Origin of the sequence: Stappia sp. TSB10P1A, from assembly GCF_900185725.1 — a bacterium.
Classification (GTDB): Bacteria; Pseudomonadota; Alphaproteobacteria; order Rhizobiales; family Stappiaceae; genus Stappia.
On the sequence record NZ_FYAU01000030.1, the window covers coordinates 1 to 18,059 of the forward strand.

At 66.7% G+C, this 18,059-nt stretch carries 17 protein-coding genes; 11 read left to right on the forward strand and 6 right to left on the reverse strand.

Translation table 11 applies throughout. From position 1 onward, the window contains the following. Positions 1 to 609 precede the first annotated feature (609 nt). From TSB10P1A_RS16180 to TSB10P1A_RS16190, 3 genes are all read right to left on the reverse strand, one after another. A complete protein-coding gene (locus TSB10P1A_RS16180) occupies positions 610 to 1,359 on the reverse strand; it encodes an SDR family oxidoreductase (RefSeq protein WP_186388985.1) in 750 nt (249 codons plus the stop codon). Positions 1,360 to 1,482: 123 nt separating this feature from the next. Further along, the gene (locus TSB10P1A_RS16185) at positions 1,483 to 2,418 is read right to left on the reverse strand and encodes an AraC family transcriptional regulator (RefSeq protein WP_186388986.1); all 936 of its coding nucleotides are present in this window, start codon (positions 2,416 to 2,418) and stop codon (positions 1,483 to 1,485) included. Between the two features lie 258 nt (positions 2,419 to 2,676). Further along, positions 2,677 to 3,423, reverse strand: coding sequence for a cyclopropane-fatty-acyl-phospholipid synthase family protein (locus TSB10P1A_RS16190; protein WP_186388987.1), 747 nt, complete (start codon positions 3,421 to 3,423; stop codon positions 2,677 to 2,679). A gap of 336 nt (positions 3,424 to 3,759) precedes the next feature. Between TSB10P1A_RS16190 and TSB10P1A_RS16195 the strand changes: the two genes are divergently transcribed. Continuing rightward, a complete protein-coding gene (locus TSB10P1A_RS16195) occupies positions 3,760 to 4,101 on the forward strand; it encodes a DUF1778 domain-containing protein (protein ID WP_186388988.1) in 342 nt (113 codons plus the stop codon). Next, positions 4,089 to 4,619 carry a GNAT family N-acetyltransferase gene (locus tag TSB10P1A_RS16200; protein WP_186388989.1) on the forward strand — a complete coding sequence of 177 codons (531 nt, stop codon included), beginning with the start codon at positions 4,089 to 4,091 and terminating at the stop codon, positions 4,617 to 4,619. The genes TSB10P1A_RS16195 and TSB10P1A_RS16200 overlap by 13 nt, the downstream gene beginning before the upstream one ends. 112 nt (positions 4,620 to 4,731) lie before the next feature. On the opposite strand, the gene soxR is transcribed toward TSB10P1A_RS16200, so the two are convergent. After that, positions 4,732 to 5,193 carry a redox-sensitive transcriptional activator SoxR gene (gene soxR, locus TSB10P1A_RS16205; RefSeq protein ID WP_371515138.1) on the reverse strand — a complete coding sequence of 154 codons (462 nt, stop codon included), beginning with the start codon at positions 5,191 to 5,193 and terminating at the stop codon, positions 4,732 to 4,734. Between the two features lie 45 nt (positions 5,194 to 5,238). Between soxR and TSB10P1A_RS16210 the strand changes: the two genes are divergently transcribed. Continuing rightward, entirely contained in the window at positions 5,239 to 6,678 is a 1,440-nt protein-coding gene (locus TSB10P1A_RS16210; protein ID WP_186388991.1) for an MFS transporter, read from the forward strand. A gap of 67 nt (positions 6,679 to 6,745) precedes the next feature. Here the strand turns inward: TSB10P1A_RS16210 and TSB10P1A_RS16215 are convergent, their stop codons facing one another. Then, positions 6,746 to 7,396 carry a TetR/AcrR family transcriptional regulator gene (locus TSB10P1A_RS16215; RefSeq protein ID WP_186389026.1) on the reverse strand — a complete coding sequence of 217 codons (651 nt, stop codon included), beginning with the start codon at positions 7,394 to 7,396 and terminating at the stop codon, positions 6,746 to 6,748. A gap of 152 nt (positions 7,397 to 7,548) precedes the next feature. On the opposite strand from TSB10P1A_RS16215, the gene TSB10P1A_RS16220 reads away from it, so the two are divergent. The 8 genes from TSB10P1A_RS16220 to TSB10P1A_RS16255 are packed head-to-tail and all read left to right on the forward strand — an operon-like array spanning position 7,549 to position 16,425. After that, positions 7,549 to 8,394: a uracil-DNA glycosylase gene (locus TSB10P1A_RS16220; protein ID WP_244293148.1), complete on the forward strand. Its 846-nt coding sequence runs from the start codon at positions 7,549 to 7,551 to the stop codon at positions 8,392 to 8,394. 3 nt (positions 8,395 to 8,397) lie between these two features. Beyond that, the gene (locus TSB10P1A_RS16225) at positions 8,398 to 10,026 is read left to right on the forward strand and encodes a GMC family oxidoreductase (RefSeq protein ID WP_186388992.1); all 1,629 of its coding nucleotides are present in this window, start codon (positions 8,398 to 8,400) and stop codon (positions 10,024 to 10,026) included. Then, complete coding sequence (locus tag TSB10P1A_RS16230) at positions 10,023 to 10,373, forward strand: NIPSNAP family protein (protein ID WP_186388993.1); 351 nt, start codon at positions 10,023 to 10,025, stop codon at positions 10,371 to 10,373. The genes TSB10P1A_RS16225 and TSB10P1A_RS16230 overlap by 4 nt, the downstream gene beginning before the upstream one ends. A 4-nt stretch (positions 10,374 to 10,377) precedes the next feature. After that, positions 10,378 to 11,409: a BMP family ABC transporter substrate-binding protein gene (locus TSB10P1A_RS16235; protein ID WP_186388994.1), complete on the forward strand. Its 1,032-nt coding sequence runs from the start codon at positions 10,378 to 10,380 to the stop codon at positions 11,407 to 11,409. A gap of 6 nt (positions 11,410 to 11,415) precedes the next feature. After that, positions 11,416 to 13,020, forward strand: coding sequence for an ABC transporter ATP-binding protein (locus TSB10P1A_RS16240; protein WP_186388995.1), 1,605 nt, complete (start codon positions 11,416 to 11,418; stop codon positions 13,018 to 13,020). After that, on the forward strand, positions 13,017 to 14,060 hold the full coding sequence (locus tag TSB10P1A_RS16245) for an ABC transporter permease (protein ID WP_186388996.1): 1,044 nt from the start codon (positions 13,017 to 13,019) through the stop codon (positions 14,058 to 14,060). The genes TSB10P1A_RS16240 and TSB10P1A_RS16245 overlap by 4 nt, the downstream gene beginning before the upstream one ends. After that, on the forward strand, positions 14,048 to 14,938 hold the full coding sequence (locus tag TSB10P1A_RS16250; RefSeq protein ID WP_186388997.1) for an ABC transporter permease: 891 nt from the start codon (positions 14,048 to 14,050) through the stop codon (positions 14,936 to 14,938). Before TSB10P1A_RS16245 ends, TSB10P1A_RS16250 begins: the two co-directional genes overlap by 13 nt. Next, a complete protein-coding gene (locus TSB10P1A_RS16255) occupies positions 14,938 to 16,425 on the forward strand; it encodes an amidohydrolase family protein (protein ID WP_186388998.1) in 1,488 nt (495 codons plus the stop codon). The genes TSB10P1A_RS16250 and TSB10P1A_RS16255 overlap by 1 nt, the downstream gene beginning before the upstream one ends. Positions 16,426 to 16,507: 82 nt before the next feature. Here the strand turns inward: TSB10P1A_RS16255 and adh are convergent, their stop codons facing one another. Next, positions 16,508 to 18,028 carry an aldehyde dehydrogenase gene (gene adh / locus TSB10P1A_RS16260; RefSeq protein WP_186388999.1) on the reverse strand — a complete coding sequence of 507 codons (1,521 nt, stop codon included), beginning with the start codon at positions 18,026 to 18,028 and terminating at the stop codon, positions 16,508 to 16,510. Positions 18,029 to 18,059 lie beyond the last annotated feature (31 nt).

Genomic DNA, 18,059 nt, shown 5'->3' on the forward strand with positions numbered 1-18,059 from the left:
TCCACATGGGAGCGCGGCACCAAGCCAATCCCTGAGACCGGCGAGCTGCGCCTCGCCCTGGCCGCGCTGCTGGCCGGCCTGGAGCCCGTCGAATAGGCGCTTTCGGCGCGATTTGAAATTTCCCACCTTCGGCACCTTTTGGAGACGGCATGGCGGCGGACTTTCGCAGAAATCCGCCATTTTCTTGTGGTGGGAACGCGTCGGCCAATCAGGTGTTTCAGTTCCCACCATCAAAGTGGTGGTTGGCGGTTTTCCGCCGTTCTTGCCGCTCGATATCGAGCGCCGGCCGGTCTTTTGGGCTCGAATTGCCAAGTGATCTTGCGCTGCCTATCCGATCGACGGCGCGCGGCTTTCCGCTGCACAACCCCGTCAAACCCCGCACAAATCCTTGATTTCCCACGGCGTCTCGACGTGTTTCCGGCCCTCCCCGGATCTCCCCGTCAATTGCCATCTGTTCTTGCGGGTTATACCCTTGGCCTTGCGAACCCTGCGGGTCCGAAATGCCTGCGCGATGCTCCGCCATCTCGGTCAAAATAGCGCTTCAGGCGAACGAACTACCGCCGAATGCCGCCGATATTCCCACTCTGCAGGATCGAGCGGAGCACGACCTCAGCCGTGGCGGGCCTGATAAAGGGCGACAGCGTCAGCTCCACCGGGAAACTGAAGCCGGCCGGACGTGTCGTGAACGGCGGCCCAGACGGCCTCTGCGACATCCGTTTCCTTCGTCGTTTGCGCCGGCTTGGCGTAGGCTTCGAAGATCGGCGCCGCGAAACCGGCATAGGCCGCAGGGATGAGATCCTCGACGCGCAGATCGGTGTTGTGCGCAAACCGGGTCGTCGGAGCATAGCCCGGTTCCACCAGCCTTGCGCGGACACCGAAGTGGCCAAGCTCATGGGCGAGCGAGCCGGTGAAGCCCTCAATCGCCTGCTTGCTGGCGGTATAGGCGGCCGCCAGCGGCATGGAAGCCAGCGTAACGCTCGATGTCACATTGACGATGACGCCGGATCGGCGTCCGCGCATCTGCGGAATGACGGTCTGACACATCGCCATGACACCGAACGTGTTGGTGTCGAACACCTTGCGGATATGCGCCATCGGCGTCGCCTCGAAGGCTCCGACGACGCCGATGCCGGCATTGTTGACGAGCACGTCGATCGGCCCGGCGGCCTCGATGGCGGCGACGATGCTCTCTTCGCTCGTCACGTCGAGCGGCAGCATGCGCAGGTTGGACGAAACCGGCAGAAGAGCGGCGTCGGGGCGACGCATGGTCGCGATGACATTCCAGCCCTTGTCGAGGAAATACCTCGCCGTTTCAAGGCCATAGCCCGAGGATGTGCCGGTGATCAGGATCGTTTGCATGGGAGCTTCCATTCGTTTCGGATGGCTCCGTGATAGCTTCAAAGGTCGAGACGATATATAATCCAAAGTCCATTATCGTTTTCCAATCGTCCATATCGGCAGAGGCAGCCTGGTATCGAGACTTCAGCGTGGCTCGCTCTCGATCCTAGCCGGTTCACCGGCACTGCTGCTCCGAGCAAATTTTCCGGGTGGACAGCCGAGCCGCTTTCGAAAGGCCGTGCTGAAGGCGCTGGCGGATTCGTAGCCGATCTCGTCGGCGATCCGGTCCAGCGTCTTGGTTCCCCGTAGCAGGGCGTCCTTCGCCAGCGCCATCCGCCAGCGGACGAGATATTCGATCGGACCGCAGCCGAGGACCGCGCCGAAGCGCGCGGCGAAGGCGGAGCGCGACTGCCCGGCGATCCGGGCGAGACCGGCGACCGTCCAGTCGGCGCGTACATCGGCGTGCATGGCGCCGAGGACGCGCGCCAGAGCAGGATCGCGCATCCCGTTGAGAAGACCGGCGCGATCATCGTCGGTCGCGACACCGCGCAAGCGCAAGGCTTCGATAAGCAAAACCTCCAGCAGCCGCCGGAGGATCATGTCCTTGCCCGGCTCGTCGCCGCTGCATTCCTCCATGATGAGGTCGATCACCCGCCTGAACCGCACCGATCGCCCTTCCGAGGGTGGGACATGGATCATCCGCGGCAGCAGGGCGAGCAGGAGCGGAGCGTTGGCCGCCTCGATGCGAAAGGTGCCGCCCAGCGATTCGAAGTCCGCCTCTCCCTCCTGCTCGCCATGGCGGGCGGGCACGTCCATCGGGTCGCGCGGCTCACAGGCGATGGCGGGATGGCTGCTCAAGGTGAAGGCCGGGGTTGCAGGCAGAAGGAGAAAGGCGCCCTTTTCCAGCTTCAGGGGCTGCTCTCCCTCGAAAGCGATCCAGCATGCGCCTTTCAGAATGATCGTGAAGCCTGGAGCGTCGTAAGCCGCATAGCGAACGCCCCAGTGACCCCGCCCGGTAATGGGCTTGGAGATGGCCGTGTTCGGCCGGAGCAGAGCTATCACATCGCTGAGAGGGTCCATATGGACTGTCCGTAATTAATACCCGCTGCTCGTTTATATGCCGTCCTGCCCTCGTCTTCCAGCACGCAAGGGTCGGCAGATCTCGCGGTCTGCCCACCGGGAGCCCGATATCATCGCCGTTTGTCACCCAATCACCGCCGAAAACCGCAGGCCCCAAAGCCACATGGCGCCCCCCTGTTCTACGCCGCAGCCCCAGATATCTTGGTGGCAGTTACCAGCTCATTCGGCGCAATAGAGGCAGCTTGTGCCCTCTTTCTATCACCGTGCCATCAGCGCGAACACGCCCCAGCCCAGGTATTCACGCGTGTAGCTGGCGTGTCGCAACGGTTCCGAGGCCAATTGGGTTCGAACATCTTTCGCGAATTCGTCCTCGGGATTTGCATCGAGCCATCGGCGCATGGTGAGCCACTTGGCTGCTTCGTACCTGTCCCAGCCGTCCTGATTTGCCAAGACCATTTCCACGACGTCGTGGTCGAGGTCGCCGAACGACGAAAGAAGTTCCGGAAGCAAGAGAAAGTCCGAGATGGAACCGGCGCGGCATGCCTTGGCGACGTCTTCCGTCGGCGGCCTTCGCAGCCAGTATGGTTCGCCGATGAGGGTGATCCCGCCAGGGAGAAGGCTCTTCGCCAGAAGCTCAATGGTGCCGGCGACACCCCCACCGATCCAAGTGGCTCCGACGCAGGCTGCCACACCAACCTTTTCGTCGGCGACGTAGCCGGCTGCGTCGCCGTGGATGAACTCGACTCGATCGGCCACGCCGAGTTCTTCAGCGCGCAGTTTCGCGTGCTCGGTGAACAACCGGCTCATGTCGACACCGGTGCCGGTGATGCCGTGGTCGCGGGCCCAGGTGCACAACATCTCGCCCGAGCCGCTTCCGAGGTCGAGCACGCGAGTTCCCGGGGGCAGGCGCAACGCCGCTCCGAGAGTGGCGAGCTTTTCGGGCGTGAACGGGTTGTGGATGCGATGGGCGCTTTCGGTGATGTTGAAGATGCGCGGGATGTCCACTGCCGAAACTCCTGGGGGGTGAAATCCACTCGAACCGACCGGAACCGGTCTTTCAGGGCAATTTGTTCATGGCTCTGTTCGGCGAAGCATAGGGGGTAATCGCGGAAACGTCGTTCTGCGTTTCGTCGCACTCCGGCCGCCATCCTTTCGCTCATGGCAGTCCCGGTTCGCTCGGCGCTTCCGCTGGGGCGGTCTGACCGGCCGGCCCGCAGTCGCCCGCTGGGATCCGAGTGCGAAATGTCTCCCGAAACCTCGGCCGCCGCACCTGAAGGGCGGCGCCGCGCACGACTGCCGCCCGTATTGACATTGTAGATACGGGCCAGCATATTTTCGGGCATGTCGAAAGCTCGCAGTCCCTCCTCCGAAAGCCCCGATCAGGAGGCCGTAATGGTCGCCGAGCGCTCTTCGGCTGCCGAGACGAAGGGGAGCATCAATCTGCGGATTGAGGCGAACACCCGTCAACTGATCGACGATGCGGCAGCGGTGCTGGGCAAGACGCGCACGGAGTTCATGGTCGAAAGCGCCCGGCGGCAGGCGATTGATGTGCTGCTCGACCAACGGCTGTTCGTGCTCGATTGCGAGCGTTACGATGCTTTCATGCACGCGCTCGACAATCCGCCCGCACCGGGGCCGAAGCTGCGGTCTCTGCTGCGCCGGGTGCCGGCATGGCAGAAGTAGAGGGCGCATCGGAGCGCCCCGACATTCATCTCTCGGCTCCCGTTCCCTTGACCGCTGAACACGACGTGTCGGGTTTCGACTGCGGCGAGCCAGCGCTGAATGACTGGCTGCGTCACCGAGCCTTGAAGGACGAAAGCCGCTTCTCCCGCACCTATGTCGTCTGCCGGGGAAATCGGGTAGTCGCCTATTTCTGTATCTCGGCCGGAGCGGTCGAGCGCGGGGCCGCTCCCGGCAAGGTACGGCGCAATGCGCCCGAAACGATTCCGGTCTCCGTGATCGGGCGCTTGGCGGTCGATCGCGATGACGCGGGGAAAGGTCTCGGCGCCGATATTCTTTCGGATGCGTTGCGCCGGATCGCCCTCGCCTCCCAGAGCATCGGCATTGGCGCTGTGCTGGTCCATGCAAAGGACGATGCCGCCAAGCGGTTTTACCTCCGCTGCGCCGAGTTCATCGAGTACCCGCAAGACAGCCGCACGCTGTTTCTCCCCATTGAAACGGTCGTTGCTGCGTTCAGCTAACTCGTGGACTCATATTGTCCCGGAAACGGCGTCTGGCCCGGCAATGATATGCTAGGAGGAGCGCGGCTTTAAGACCCGCCGGTCACGGGTCCTGAAGTCACGGGTCCTGACGTCACACGCCCTGAATCAGTCGGGCACCGGGGCCGTCTTTCGCCAGTTCATCATTCTCGTTGACCAGAGGGCAGCGCTGCACGCTCAGGCATCCGCAGCCGATGCATATCGCCATCTTGTCGCGCAGCGCCGTGAGCAGTTCGATCCGCCGCGTCAGACCGTCGTGCCAGTTTTCGGCGATGCGCTCCCAGTCATGTGTGTCGGGGGACGCATCCCTTGGCAGTTGCGACAGGGCTTCGGCGATCTCGGCAAGTGGGACGCCCGCGCTCTGTGCAATCTTTATGACCGTCACCCGTCTCAGGATTTCGCGCCGATAGACCCGATGATTGGCCGACGTCCTTTCGGATGCGATCAGCCCCTTGCGCTCATAGAAGTGGAGCGTGGAGACGGGCAACCCGCTGCGGCGCGAGAGTTCGCCGACGGACAATTCCTTCTTCGCCATACGAAACCTCCTTGACCTCAACCAATGTTGAGGTCGTAGCAGCATGTCCGTCAACAGGAGACGGACATGGCAGGCATGAACACCGAGGCAGGGAATGACACGCAGACTTTCGTGTCATGGAGGGAGTTTGTCGGAAGCCCGTATGCCGCATCTCTGGCCCTGGTTTGCCTCGCCGTCTGGCTGCACGCGGCCGACAGCCTGATCGTCGCCACCATGCTCCCCTCCATCGTGGCCGAGATCGGCGGCGCCGCCCTGGTGGGCTGGTCGGTCTCGCTCTACGAAATCGGGTCGATCGTCGCGGGGGCGGCCAGCGCGCTGCTGATCCTGCGCTTCGGCCTGCGCGCGCCGATGAGCCTGGCGGCCATCCTGTTTGGGTTCGGTTGCCTCCTCAGCGCCGTCAGCCCGACCATGCCGTTGCTTCTGGCAGGGCGCGCCTTGCAAGGCATCGGCGGCGGCGGTCTGGTGGCGATGGGTTTCGTCGCAGTCGGCCTGATCTTCCCGCGCCGCTACATCGCGCGTGCCATGGCTGCCGTTTCGACCCTTTGGGGCGTCTCGGCGTTCGCCGGGCCGCTGGTCGGCGGCGTCTTCGTGGACTATGCGACCTGGCGCTGGGGCTTCGCCTTCTTTGCCTGCCAGGCATTCGCCCTCGCCCTCTGGATCGTCTTGCGAAACGAGGCGGGCGTGACACGATCCACGGCCGACGCTGCCGGGCTCCCTGTCAGGCGTCTGGCCTTGTTGTGCCTCGCCGTCGTCCTGGTCGCCTTTGGCGGCGTCGAGGTCTCGGTCCTGCGAACGGTCCCATCCGTTGCCGCAGGCCTTGCTTGCCTGATCGGATTTCTGTGGCTGGACCAGCGCGCAGGGGCCAACCGCCTTCTTCCGCCTCGCCCGGTCGATCCCACGCGCCCGTCAGGCGCCGCGCTGATCATGATCGTGTCCATGTCGATGGCGACCATCGCCGTCACCGCGTTCGGGCCGCTCCTGGTCACGGCGATCCATGGCGTCTCCGCGCTGACCGCCGGCTACATCATAGCCTGTTCGTCCATCGGCTGGTCGGTGATGGCCGTTCTGGTCAGCGGCTTGGCCGAGCGGTTCGACCGGCTGGCGATCGCTCTCGGCATGGCGGTGGTGGCCCTCAGCATCCTCGGCTTTCTCCATGCGGTTCCCAATGGCCCCGTCTGGCTGATCGCGGTTTATGCGACGATGGAGGGTGCCGGCTTCGGGATGGCCTGGACGTTCATTCTCAGGCGAACGATGAGGCTCGTCGAGGCCGACGAGGTTGAGCGGATTTCCGCCGCGATCCCCACGATGCAGAGGCTCGGCTACGCTCTCGGCGCCGCCTATGTCGGGATCGTGGCGAATGCATCGGGTCTGCTGTCGATGGAGACAGCCGCCGATGCTGCCAAGGTCGCCCGATGGATCTTCGCGTCCTGTGTGCCCTTCGCGGCCATCGGTCTCGCCGCCATGAGCGGATTGCTGCGCGACCGGCAGGTGACGCCGCGACCGTGAGCGAAACGGCATGCGCGCAAGGATCAGGGCCGGGACAACAGCATCGCCCAGGACCCCGCCCTGCCCCTCACCTCGCCGGCCACAGGCCCAGCATGGCGATGATCTGCCGGGCCGCCTCGTCGAAATCGCTCTTGCGGAGCTTCGGCACTTCCAGCGTGGTGGCCGCCATCGGCGCGAAATCGGCGAAGTACTGGGTGGTCGACCACAGCATGATCAACAGGTATCGCGGGTCGACCCGGTTGCACTTGCCCTCGTCGACCCAGCGCTGCACCACCTCGCAGGCCTCCCGCGTCACCGCCTGGACATGCCGCTTCTGGCGCGGGCTGAGAAAGGTCGCCCCGCGCAGCAATTCGCCGGCGAAGAAGCGCGACTTCTCGCCATGCCGGCGCGAGAATTCCAGCTTGCCGGCGACATAATTGAACAGCGCCTCGCGCGGGTCGAGCTCCGGGTCCAGCAGGCGCAGGGCGGAGTCCCAGTCCTGCAGCACCTCGCTGATCAGCCGCTCGTAGATCGCCGCCTTGGTCGAGAAGTAGTAATAGACGTTCGCCTTCGGCAGTCCGGCGGTCTCGGCGATCTGCGAGATCGTCGTGCCGTCATAGCCCTTGGCGGAAAACAATCTGACCGATGCGTCAAGAATCAGCCGCTCATTGCGCGCCCGTATCCGCCCCTCGGATTCGTCCTTTGCAATGAAGGTTCTGGATTTTTCCCGGCTTTTCATCGTTTCCACCCTTGTCTCTCCCCTCCTTAGCACGCGGCGGGACCGTGGCAAAGGCGATCTGAGAACCTGACTATTTCGTCAGATTTCTGATCGAAAAAACTTGACGAAGTCGTCAAGATTCGCTCACATCGAAGGCGAATGGGAGGGGCGATATGCCGCAGAGACTGTCCGAGGCGATGCGCGAGGTTCTGGCCGGCTGGCAGGGCGACCTGCCGCCCTCCTGGCACGCGGTGCTGGGCGATACCGCCCTCGATTTCGCGGCGATCGATCCGGCGCTGGAGATCGAGCCCTGGGAGCCGGTGTTTCCGCCGCGCAAGGGCCGGATCTTTCCCGGCGCCCCCGCCGGGGCGCATCTGCTGCGCGCCTTCGACCAGGTGGCGCCCTCCGGCGTGCGCGCCGTCATCCTCGGCCAGGACCCCTATCCGGAGCCGGCCTCGGCCACCGGCCGCGCCTTCGAGATCGGCGCAGCCCTTGCCTGGCGCGATCTCGACAGGATGTTCTCGGCCTCGGTGCGGGCCTATACCCAGTCGCTGCTTGCCGCGCGCCTTGGCCGGCCGGAGCTTGCCCGCAGCTTCGCGGACTGGCCGGCGCTGTTGCGCCTGATCGAGACGGGCGAGATCGCGGTGGAGGCGCATGGCGCCCTGTCCGACCGTCACGAGGCAGAGGGCGTGCTGCTGCTGAACGCCTCGCTGACCCTGTCCCGGTTTCGGCGGGACATCGATCCGCACCAGGCGCGCGGGCATCTGCCGCTGTGGCGGCCGCTGATGCTGGCCGTGCTGCGCCATGTGGCGCGCTCCGAGGCGCCGGTTGCCTTTCTCGGCTTTGGCGCGGCCGCGCAGGCCCTGTTCGCCGAGGCCGGCCTTGCCGCAATGGGCCGGCACATCGTCCTCAACCGCCCTCACCCGGCTTTCGCCGACGACTATCTCTCGCACCCCAATCCCTTCGCCGCGGCCAATGCGCATCTGGCGGGCGCGGGCGTGCCTCCCATCGACTGGTAAGCCATGACAGAGAGCTTTGATTTCATCGTTGTCGGGGCCGGGTCCGCCGGCTGTGTGCTGGCCAACCGGCTGTCGGCGAACGGGCGCTTCCAGGTGCTGCTGCTGGAAGCCGGGCCGCGTGACCGCAACCCACTGGTGCGCCTGCCGATGCTGATGGGCAAGCTGTTCCATTACGGCATCTACAACTGGAAATATTTCACCGAGCCGCAGCCGCAGCTCAAGGGGCGCAAGCTGTACTGGCCGCGCGGCAAGGCGCTTGGCGGCACCTCGACCATCAACGGCATGATCTATGTGCGCGGCAACCGGCACGACTATGACCGCTGGGCACAGCTTGGCCTGCCCGGCTGGAGCTACGAGGACGTGCTGCCGGCGTTCCGCCGGTCGGAGCGGCACGAGGACCGCAACGACGACTACCACTCGCAGGCCGGCGAACTCGTCGTCAGCCGGGCGCGCGGACCCAATCCGCTGTTCGACACCTTCCTTCAGGCGGGCGCGCAGGCCGGGCTGCCGATCAATGACGACTTCAACGGCGAAGCCCAGGACGGCGTCGGACGCTACGACTTCAACATCCGCAAAGGGCGCAGGTGGTCGGCGGCCTCCGCCTTCCTGACCCCCGCCAGGGGCCGCCCCAATCTGCGGATCGTGACCGGGGCGCTCGTCACCGGACTGACCTTCGAGGGCACCAAGGTCACCGGCCTGCGCTACCGCGCCAGGGGCGCGGAGGTCACCGTGAAGGCCGGCCGGGAGGTGATCCTGTCCGGCGGCACGGTGAACTCGCCGCAACTGCTGATGCTGTCGGGCATCGGGCCGGCGGCGCATCTGGCGGAGCATGGCATCGCCGTGCGCGCCGACCGTCCGGGCGTCGGCCACAACCTGCAGGACCATGTCGACTGCGTGATGAGCTGGGAATGCCCGCAGCCCATCACGCTCTATCGCGACCTGCGCGCCGACAGGCTGACCCTGTCGATGCTGCAGGGCATGTTCCTCGGCACGGGGATCGTCACCACCTTTCCTTATGAGGCCGGTGCCTTCCTGCGCACCCATCCGGGCCTTGCGGCGCCGGACGTCCAGTTGCATTTCATGCCGGCGCTGGAGAAGACGGCCAACCTCAACTTCCCCAATCCGTTCCGGCGGCAGGCGGTGGAGGCGAACCACGGCTTCACCATCCGCGTCGGTCCGGTCAATCCGGCCAGCCGCGGCAAGATCGAACTGGCGAGCGCCGACCCGCTGCGCCCGCCGCGGATCATGCCCAACTACCTCGCCGACGAGTTCGACGTCCGCACCATGATCGCGGCCATCCGCAAGACGCGCGACATCGTCGCACAGGCGGCGATGGCGCCGTTCCGGGGAGCGGAGCTGGCGCCCGGCTCGGCCGTCGACAGCGATGCCGCGCTCGAGGACTGGCTCCGCGCCACGGCGATGACGACGTTCCATCCGGTCGGCACCTGCAAGATGGGCACCGATGGCGATCCGCTGGCCGTCTGCGATGCCCGCCTGAGGGTGCGCGGCGTCGAGGGGCTTCGCGTGGCCGACGCCTCGATCATGCCGATCATCGCCAGCGGCAACACCCACGCCCCTTCCGTGATGATCGGCGAGCGGGCTTCCGACTTCATTCTGGAGGACGCGCAGTGATCGTCGAACATCGCACCTACACCTTCCGTCCCGGCACGGTGCCGAAATGGCTCGCGAAATACGAGAGCGACGGGCTGCCGATCCAGAAGCGGCATCTTGGCCGCTTCGTCGGCCTCTATGTCTCGGAGATCGGCCGCCTGCACACGATCGTGCTGATCTGGGCCTATCACAGCCTCGCCGACCGGGAGGCCCGCCGCGCCGCCATGTATGCCGATCCCGCATGGCAAGACTTCATCGCATCGATCTGGGCACTTGATGCGATCACGGCACAGGATGTCATGATCATGACTCCGGCATCCTGCTCGCCGACACCAACGATAATCCAGCCCGCCGCACCAGAGGAATGAACCCATGACCACGTCGACCTTCACCCGCCGCCGACTGCTGCAGACCTCCGGCGGTCTTCTTCTCGCCGCCGGCCTTCTCGGCCCCTCGGCCGTCCGCGCGCAAGGCGGACTGATCGCGCTCGTCCACACCCAGGCGGCCGGCGATGCCGGCCCGGTGGACTCGATGATCGGCAAGCTGAACCAGTTCGCCGCCGAAACCGGCATGCGGGCACGCGCCATCTACGCGCAGGACCCCGCGACCTACGAGACCAGCTTCACCACCCTGGGAGAGGCCGGCGCCTCGATCGTCGTCTCCACCTTCAACGAGGTGGCGGAGCCGATCCGGGAGGTCGCGCCGAACTTCCCCGACACCAAGTTCATCCAGCTCTTCGCCGACCCCTTCGAGCCGGCGATTCCCAACGTCACGACGGTCTCCTACGACTATTATCTCGGCTGCTATCTTGCGGGCATCTTCGCCGCCCGCATGTCGCGCTCCGGCAAGCTCGGCTTCATCGGCGGCATCTCGATCCCGCCGATCAACGCCGACTTCAACGCCTTCAAGGCCGGCGCCCAGTCGGTCAATCCGGACATTACCGCGACGGTGGCCTTCGCGGGCAGTTTCCAGGATCCGGCCAAGGGCCAGGAGATCGCCACCCAGATGTATTCGGACGGGATCGACTTCATCCAGACCGACGCCGCCGCGACCGATTTCGGCATCATCGCCGCCGCCCAGGAGCGCGAGGGGCGCCTGGTCTCCTGCCTCGACCCGGCGCAGTTCACCCTGGCCCCGAAGAGCCTCATCTCCATCGTCGGCCTGGACTTCGGCGCCTCGCTCTACAACGAAGCGCAGCGGGCGCTGACGCCCGACTGGCAGGCCGGCCATGTGCCGACCGGCCTTGGCACCGGCGTGATCGACTTCATCCGCAACCCGGAGTTCATCGCCCAGGGACCGGCCGAGCTCAACGCCATGGCCGAAGCCGCGATGCCGGAGGTCGATCAGGCGCGCACCGCGATCCTCGACGGATCGCTGGTGGTCGAGTTCAACACGAACCTCTGACCGCAGATGGCAGGACCCCAACCGGCGGGCGCTTCGGCGCCCGCCCTCGACGCCGGCAATGTCACGGTGCGCTACGGGAGCTTCACCGCTCTCGAAGGGGTTTCGGCCCGCTTCGAGCCGGGGCTCATTCACGCGATCGTCGGACAGAACGGCGCGGGCAAGACGACATTCGCGCGCGTCGCGGCGGGGCTGGTCGCCCCGGCGCAGGGCGACGTCCTGATCTTCGGCGAGAAGGTCCCGCCCGGCGATGTGCTTTCCGCGCGCGCCGCCGGTGTCGAACTGGTGCATCAGAGCTTTGCCCTGCCGCCCTCCTTCACGGTGGCGGAGGTGCTGCAATTCGTCAGTCCGCGGCGCGGGATCTTCTCGCGCAAGGCGATCGAGCGGCACTGGCAGTCCTGGCTGAACGACATCGGCATCGACCTGAAGGCGGATGCGCGCATCCAGGACCTTCCGGTCGAATCCCAGCAATCTGCCGAGATCGCCCGCGCGATGGTCTCCGATGCGCGGCTGCTGATCCTTGATGAGCCCACCGCCGTGCTGGCGCCCGAGGGCATCGAGCGGCTGTTTGCCCGGGTGCGCGGGTTGAAGGCGCGCGGGGTGACGGTGTTCCTGGTGCTGCACAAGATCCGGGAAGTGCTGGCGGTTGCCGACACGGTGACGGTCCTGCGCGGCGGCCGTCTGGTCACCGGACCGGTCGCAACAGTGGGCCTCGAACCCTCCGCCCTGTCGGGCCTGATCATCGGTGACAGCGCCGGCACGATCGATGCCGCCGACCGCGCCGCCCTCACCGGCGAGGGCGAAACCACCCACGCCTCCTCAACCCCGCCCGCAAGACGGCCGGGCTGGGCCGGGGCCCTGCGCATCCGCCGGGCCACGGTGCCGGGCGGGCCCTATGGCCATGGCCTCCACGGCGTCGACCTCGATGTCGACGAAGCCGAGATCGTCGGCATTGCCGGCGTCGAGGGCAATGGCCAGCGCGATCTGGTCGCCGCCATCGCCGGCCTCGCACCGCTGACCGCCGGCGAGATCGAGATCGGCGCGCAGCGCTTCGCGCGCCAGGGGCTCGCCGCGCGCCGCAAGGCCGGTCTGCGGATCATCCCGTTCGAGCGCAATGTCGAAGGTCTCAGCCTGACCAGCAGCCTGTGGGAGAACTGGTGCGCCGCGCGCCTCGTCGGCCGGTCGCTGTTTTCCCCGGCAGGTCCGCGCGCCCTGCGCCGCGATGCCGATGCCGCGTTCCAGGCCTGGGATGTCCGCTATCGCAGCCCGGACCAGCCCGCCGGCTCCCTGTCCGGCGGCAATGCGCAGAAGGTGATCCTCGCGCGCGAGATCGATGCCGAGGCCCGGCTCATCGTCGCCGCCCAGCCGACGCGCGGCCTCGACATCGGCGCGACGGCGGCGGTGTGGAATGCCCTGCGCGGCGCGCGCGATCGCGGGGCGGGCGTTCTCATCATCTCCTCGGACCTCGATGAGCTCTTCGATATCTGCGACAAGGTCGTCGTCCTCGCCTCGGGCAGGAGCGTCGGCAGCTTTACGCCCCCTTACGACATCCGGGCGGTCGGCGACGCGATGATCGCGGCCGGCGGACACGGGCAGGAGGATCTGGCGCCATGACCACTCAGCTTGCCGTCGTCTTTCGGACCTTTGCCTTCATCCTCGCGGCGCTGCTGCTCTGCGCGCTGATCTTCGCGGCCGTCGGACTGTCCGCCACCGAAACGCTGCAAGGCGTGATCGAGGGCGCGCTGTTCCGGCCGCGCGCGCTCGACCACGTGTTGCGATGGGCCCTGCCCCTGCTCATCACCTCGGTCGGGGTGGTGATCTGCTTCCGCGCCGGCTTCTTCAACATCGGCGCGCAGGGACAGTTCTACATGGGCGCGATCGCCGCGGCCTTCGCGGCCGAGGCCCTGCGCGGCACATCGCCCCTCGTGGCGGTGCCGCTCTGCCTTGCCGCCGGCATGGCGGGCGGTGCCCTGTGGGCGCTGTGGCCGGCGCTGCTGCGCGTTCGCGCCGGCGCCGACGAAGTCATCACCACGATGATGGGCAACTTCATTGCCGCACTGGCTCTGGTCCATGTGACCTCCGGACCGCTGAAGGATCCGTCCGGCTCCGGCCAGGCCACCTCCTCCCGCCCCATCGATGCGGCGCACCGGATTTCCGAGACGACCGGAACCTCGCCCGTCATCCTGGCGACCGCGGTCCTCGTCGTGCTGCTCGGATGGTGGCTGACGCGCCGCACCGCGTTCGGCATCCTCTCAGGGCTTGCCGGACGGAACCCGTCGATGGTCGCCTGGCAAGGCGCGCGGGTGGAAAGCATCGCCATTAGCGCCTTCCTGTTTTCCGGCGGGCTCGCCGGCCTTGCCGGGTCGATCGAACTGCTCGGGCCGAACGGCCGGCTGGCCAGCGGCTTCCTGCCGACCCATGGCTTCACCGCGATCCTGATCGGGCTGGTGTCGTCGCTCTCGGTGCTCGCCACCGTCGTCGTCGCGCTGTTCTTCGGCGCGCTGGCCTCGGCGGCCCTGTATCTGCCGATCGTTGCCGGACTGCCGGCGGCGGCGATCGAGATCATCAACGCCTCGATTGCCCTCTTCATCACCGCGCGTGCCGACGCCGTGCGCGGCGTGTTGTCCCGCTGGAGGTCCCGATGGAAGACCTGATCGTCGCGTTCCTGCGCTCCGGAACGCCCATCGTCTATGTCGCGCTGGCGGGGGTCATCGCCCAGCGGGCCGGCGTGTGGAACCTCGGCCTCGAAGGGCTGATGATCGTCGGCGCCTGCGCCACCATCGTCACGATCCGGCTCACCGGCTCCCTGCCCCTGGCTCTGGCCGTCGCCGTGCTGCTGTGCTGCGCCCTGTCGGCGCTGCTGTGGTTCGTCGTGGAGATCCTGAAGGCCAATCAGATCATTGCCGGCCTCGGCATCACCGGGCTCGGGCTCGGCGGCACGGCTCTTGCCCTGACGGCGATCTTCGGCAGCGAAGCGGCGGTCAACGCGCCCTTCGGCCTGCCGCGGATCGGGCCGGCATTCGGGGCGTTCGGCGGCTTGTCGGTGCTCGTCGCACTCATGCCCGTGCTGGTGTTCGGCACCTGGCTGGTCCTGTGCCGCACCCGCTTCGGCCTGCGCCTGTCCGCCTGCGGCGAGCATCCGTTCGCGGCGCGCGCCATCGGCGTCAGCCCGACCCTGATGCGCCTGTGGGCGCTGCTGCTCGGCGCCCCCTTCTGCGCCCTTGCCGGGGCCGAGCTTGCGGCGGGAAGCCTGCAGATGTTCTCGGTCAACATGACCTCCGGGCGCGGCTTCATGGGCTTTGCCGCCGTCATTTTCGGCGCCGGCCATCCCGTCGGCGCGGCCCTTGCCGCCTTCTTCTTCGCCTTCGCCGGCGCCCTCGGCATCCGCGCGCAACTGCTCTATGGCGACAGGGTCCCGTCCGCCCTGCTGCTGGCGCTGCCCTATCTTGCAACCGTCGCCGGCCTGTGGCTCAGCGCGCGGCTCGGCCGCCGCTCCACCGCCTCGGGCCCGAACGAATTGGGGCGGCTGTGATGCGGGCCTGTCTCATCCGCGGCGCCGAGGTCCTGACGCTCGAGGGACCGCAAGGGCTTCAGCCGCAGCGCCTCGACATCCTGCTGCGCGAAGGGCGGATCGCCGAGCTCGCCCGCGACCTGCCCCCGCCCCCGGATGCCATGGTGCACGAGGCGCGCGGCAAGCTGGTCATTCCGGGCCTCGTCAACGCCCATCTGCATTCCAGCGAGATGTTCTTTCGCGGCCGCTACGAGCGCATGGCGCTGGAGACCTGGCTGAGCTACGCCTATCCGTTCTTCGCCGCCGAGCCTGTCGGCCTGCGCCTGCTCTATCTGCGCTCGATGCTGGTCGCCATCGAGTCGCTGCGCGGCGGCGTGACCATGATCAGCGACGATTTCTTCGATCCGCCGAAGCACGATCTCGAACGGCTGGCCACCGTGTTCCGCGCCTATGGCGACATCGGCATCCGCGCCAACGTCTCCTCGGGGCTGATGAACCTGCCCTATCTCGACACGCTCGCCTTCGGTCGCGAGGTGGTCCCGCCGGACATCCAGGCCGCGCTCGAGTTTCCGCTGCCGACAGCGCGGGACTACACCGCCTATTGCGAGGAGGTGTTCCGCCATCTGCATGGCGGCCATGACGGCCGCCTGCGCTTCATGCTGGCCCCGTCCGGGCCGCAGCGCTGCACGCCCGACCTGATGCTTGCCTGCATGGACCTCGCCCGGCAGCACGCGGTGCCCTATCACACGCATGTTCTGGAAACGCGGGTGCAGGCCGTCACCGGCGCCAAGGTGTTCGGCGGCTCGCTGGTCAGGTACATGGACGACCTCGGCCTGTTGCATCCGGGCGTGCTGATGGCCCATGCGGTCTGGATCAGCGACGACGACATCGCCCGCATGGGCGCGGCCGGAGTGTCCGTCTCCTACAACGCCATCGCCAACCTGAAGCTGGGCTCGGGCCTGTGCCCGGTTCGCAAGCTGCTGGACGGCGGAGTGAATATCGGGCTCGGCACCGACGGCGCCTCGTCCAACGACACGATGCGCATCTTCGACGTGATGCGCGTCGCCGCCCTGGTGCAGACCCTGCAGGACACGGCGCCGGAGCGCTGGCTCGCCGCGCATGAGGTGCTGCACGCGGCAACGCTTGGCGGGGCGAAAGCCGCGCTGCTCGACCACGAGACGGGCTCGATCCGCCCCGGCAAGAAGGCGGACCTCGCATTCCTCGATCTGACATCGGGCACGGCCTTCACGCCCAATTCCGACGCCGTCCGCCAATTGGTCTATTGCGAGAACGGCTCCTCGGTCACCGATGTCATGGTCGACGGGACGTTCGTGCTGCAGGCGGGCCGGCTGACGCGGATCGATGAAGCCGCGGTCCTTGAGGAGATCCGCGACGTGATGGGAGAGTTCCTGGCCCGGCACCGCGAGGTCGAGGCGGCGAATGCCGGCCTGGTGCCGCTTTTCGAGGAAATCCGCCGGCGCTGCGCCCAGGAGCCGCTTCCCGGATAACCTCCGGTGGGAGTTCCGGCCGGAGGCAAGCAAAACGACCCGGCCGGTGGTCCGGCCGGGCCAGGTCCCGGAGCTTGCGGCCTCAGAAGAAGCCGAGCTTGTTGGGGTTGTAGCTGACCAGCATGTTCTTGGTCTGCTGATAGTGGTCCAGCATCATCTTGTGGGTCTCGCGGCCGATGCCCGACTGCTTGTAGCCGCCGAAGGCCGCATGCGCCGGATAGGCGTGGTAGTTGTTGACCCACACCCGGCCCGCCTCGATGGCGCGGCCGAAACGATAGGCGCGGGTTCCGTCGCGGGTCCACACGCCGGCGCCGAGGCCATACATCGTGTCGTTGGCGATGGCGAGCGCTTCCGCCTCGTCCTTGAAGGTGGTGACGCTGACCACCGGGCCGAAGATCTCCTCCTGGAAGACCCGCATCTTGTTGTGGCCCTTGAGGATCGTCGGCTGGATGTAATAGCCGCCGGCGATCTCGCCGTCGAAGCTGGCGGCATCGCCGCCGACCAGCACCTCGGCGCCCTCTTCCGCGCCGATGGTGAAGTAGGACATGATCTTGTCATGCTGCTGCTTGCTGGCCTGCGCGCCGACCATCGTCTCGATGTCGCGCGGGTCGCCCTGCCGGATCGCCTTCACGCGGGCAATGCAGCGCTCCATGAACGCCTCGTAGATGTCCTCCTGCACCAGCGCGCGGCTCGGGCAGGTGCACACCTCGCCCTGGTTGAAGGCGAACAGCACGAAGCCCTCGACCGCCTTGTCGAGATAGGCGTCGTCCTGCGCCATCACGTCGGAGAAGAAGATGTTCGGCGACTTGCCGCCCAGTTCCAGCGTCACCGGGATCAGGTTGACCGTGGCGGCCTCCATGATCTTGCGGCCGGTGGCGGTGGAGCCGGTAAAGGCGATCTTGGCGATCCGCGTCGAGCGCGCCAGCGCGTCGCCCGCCTCGGCGCCGTAGCCGTTGACGATGTTGAGGACGCCGGCGGGAAGCAGGTCGGCGATTAATTCGGCGAGGACCATGATCGCGGCGGGCGTCTGCTCCGCCGGCTTCATCACGATGCAATTGCCGGCGGCGAGCGCCGGGGCCAGCTTCCAGGCGGCCATCAGGATCGAGAAGTTCCACGGGATGATCTGCCCGACGACGCCGAGCGGCTCGTGGAAGTGATAGGCGACCGTGTCGTGGTCGATCTCCGACATGGTGCCTTCCTGGCCGCGCAGGACACCGGCGAAATAGCGGAAGTGATCGACCGACAGCGGGATGTCGGCGGCCATGGTCTCGCGGATCGGCTTGCCGTTGTCCCAGGTTTCGGCGGTGGCGATCAGCTCGAGATTCTCTTCGATGCGGTCGGCGATCTTGAGAAGGATATTGGAGCGTTCGGCGGCCGAGGTCTTGCCCCAGGCTTCGCGCGCGGCATGGGCGGCGTCGAGCGCCAGGTCCACGTCCTCGGCGGTGGAGCGGGCCACTTCGCAGACCTTGGCGCCGGTGATCGGCGTGATGTTGTCGAAATACTGCCCTTTGACCGGAGGCACGAAGCCCCCGCCGATGAAGTTGTCGTAGCGCAGCTTGAACGGCGAGCTATAGCCGCTCGCGATCCGGACCATCTCGTTCATGGGTTTCCTCCGTGTCTCCCGGTCCTCCGCC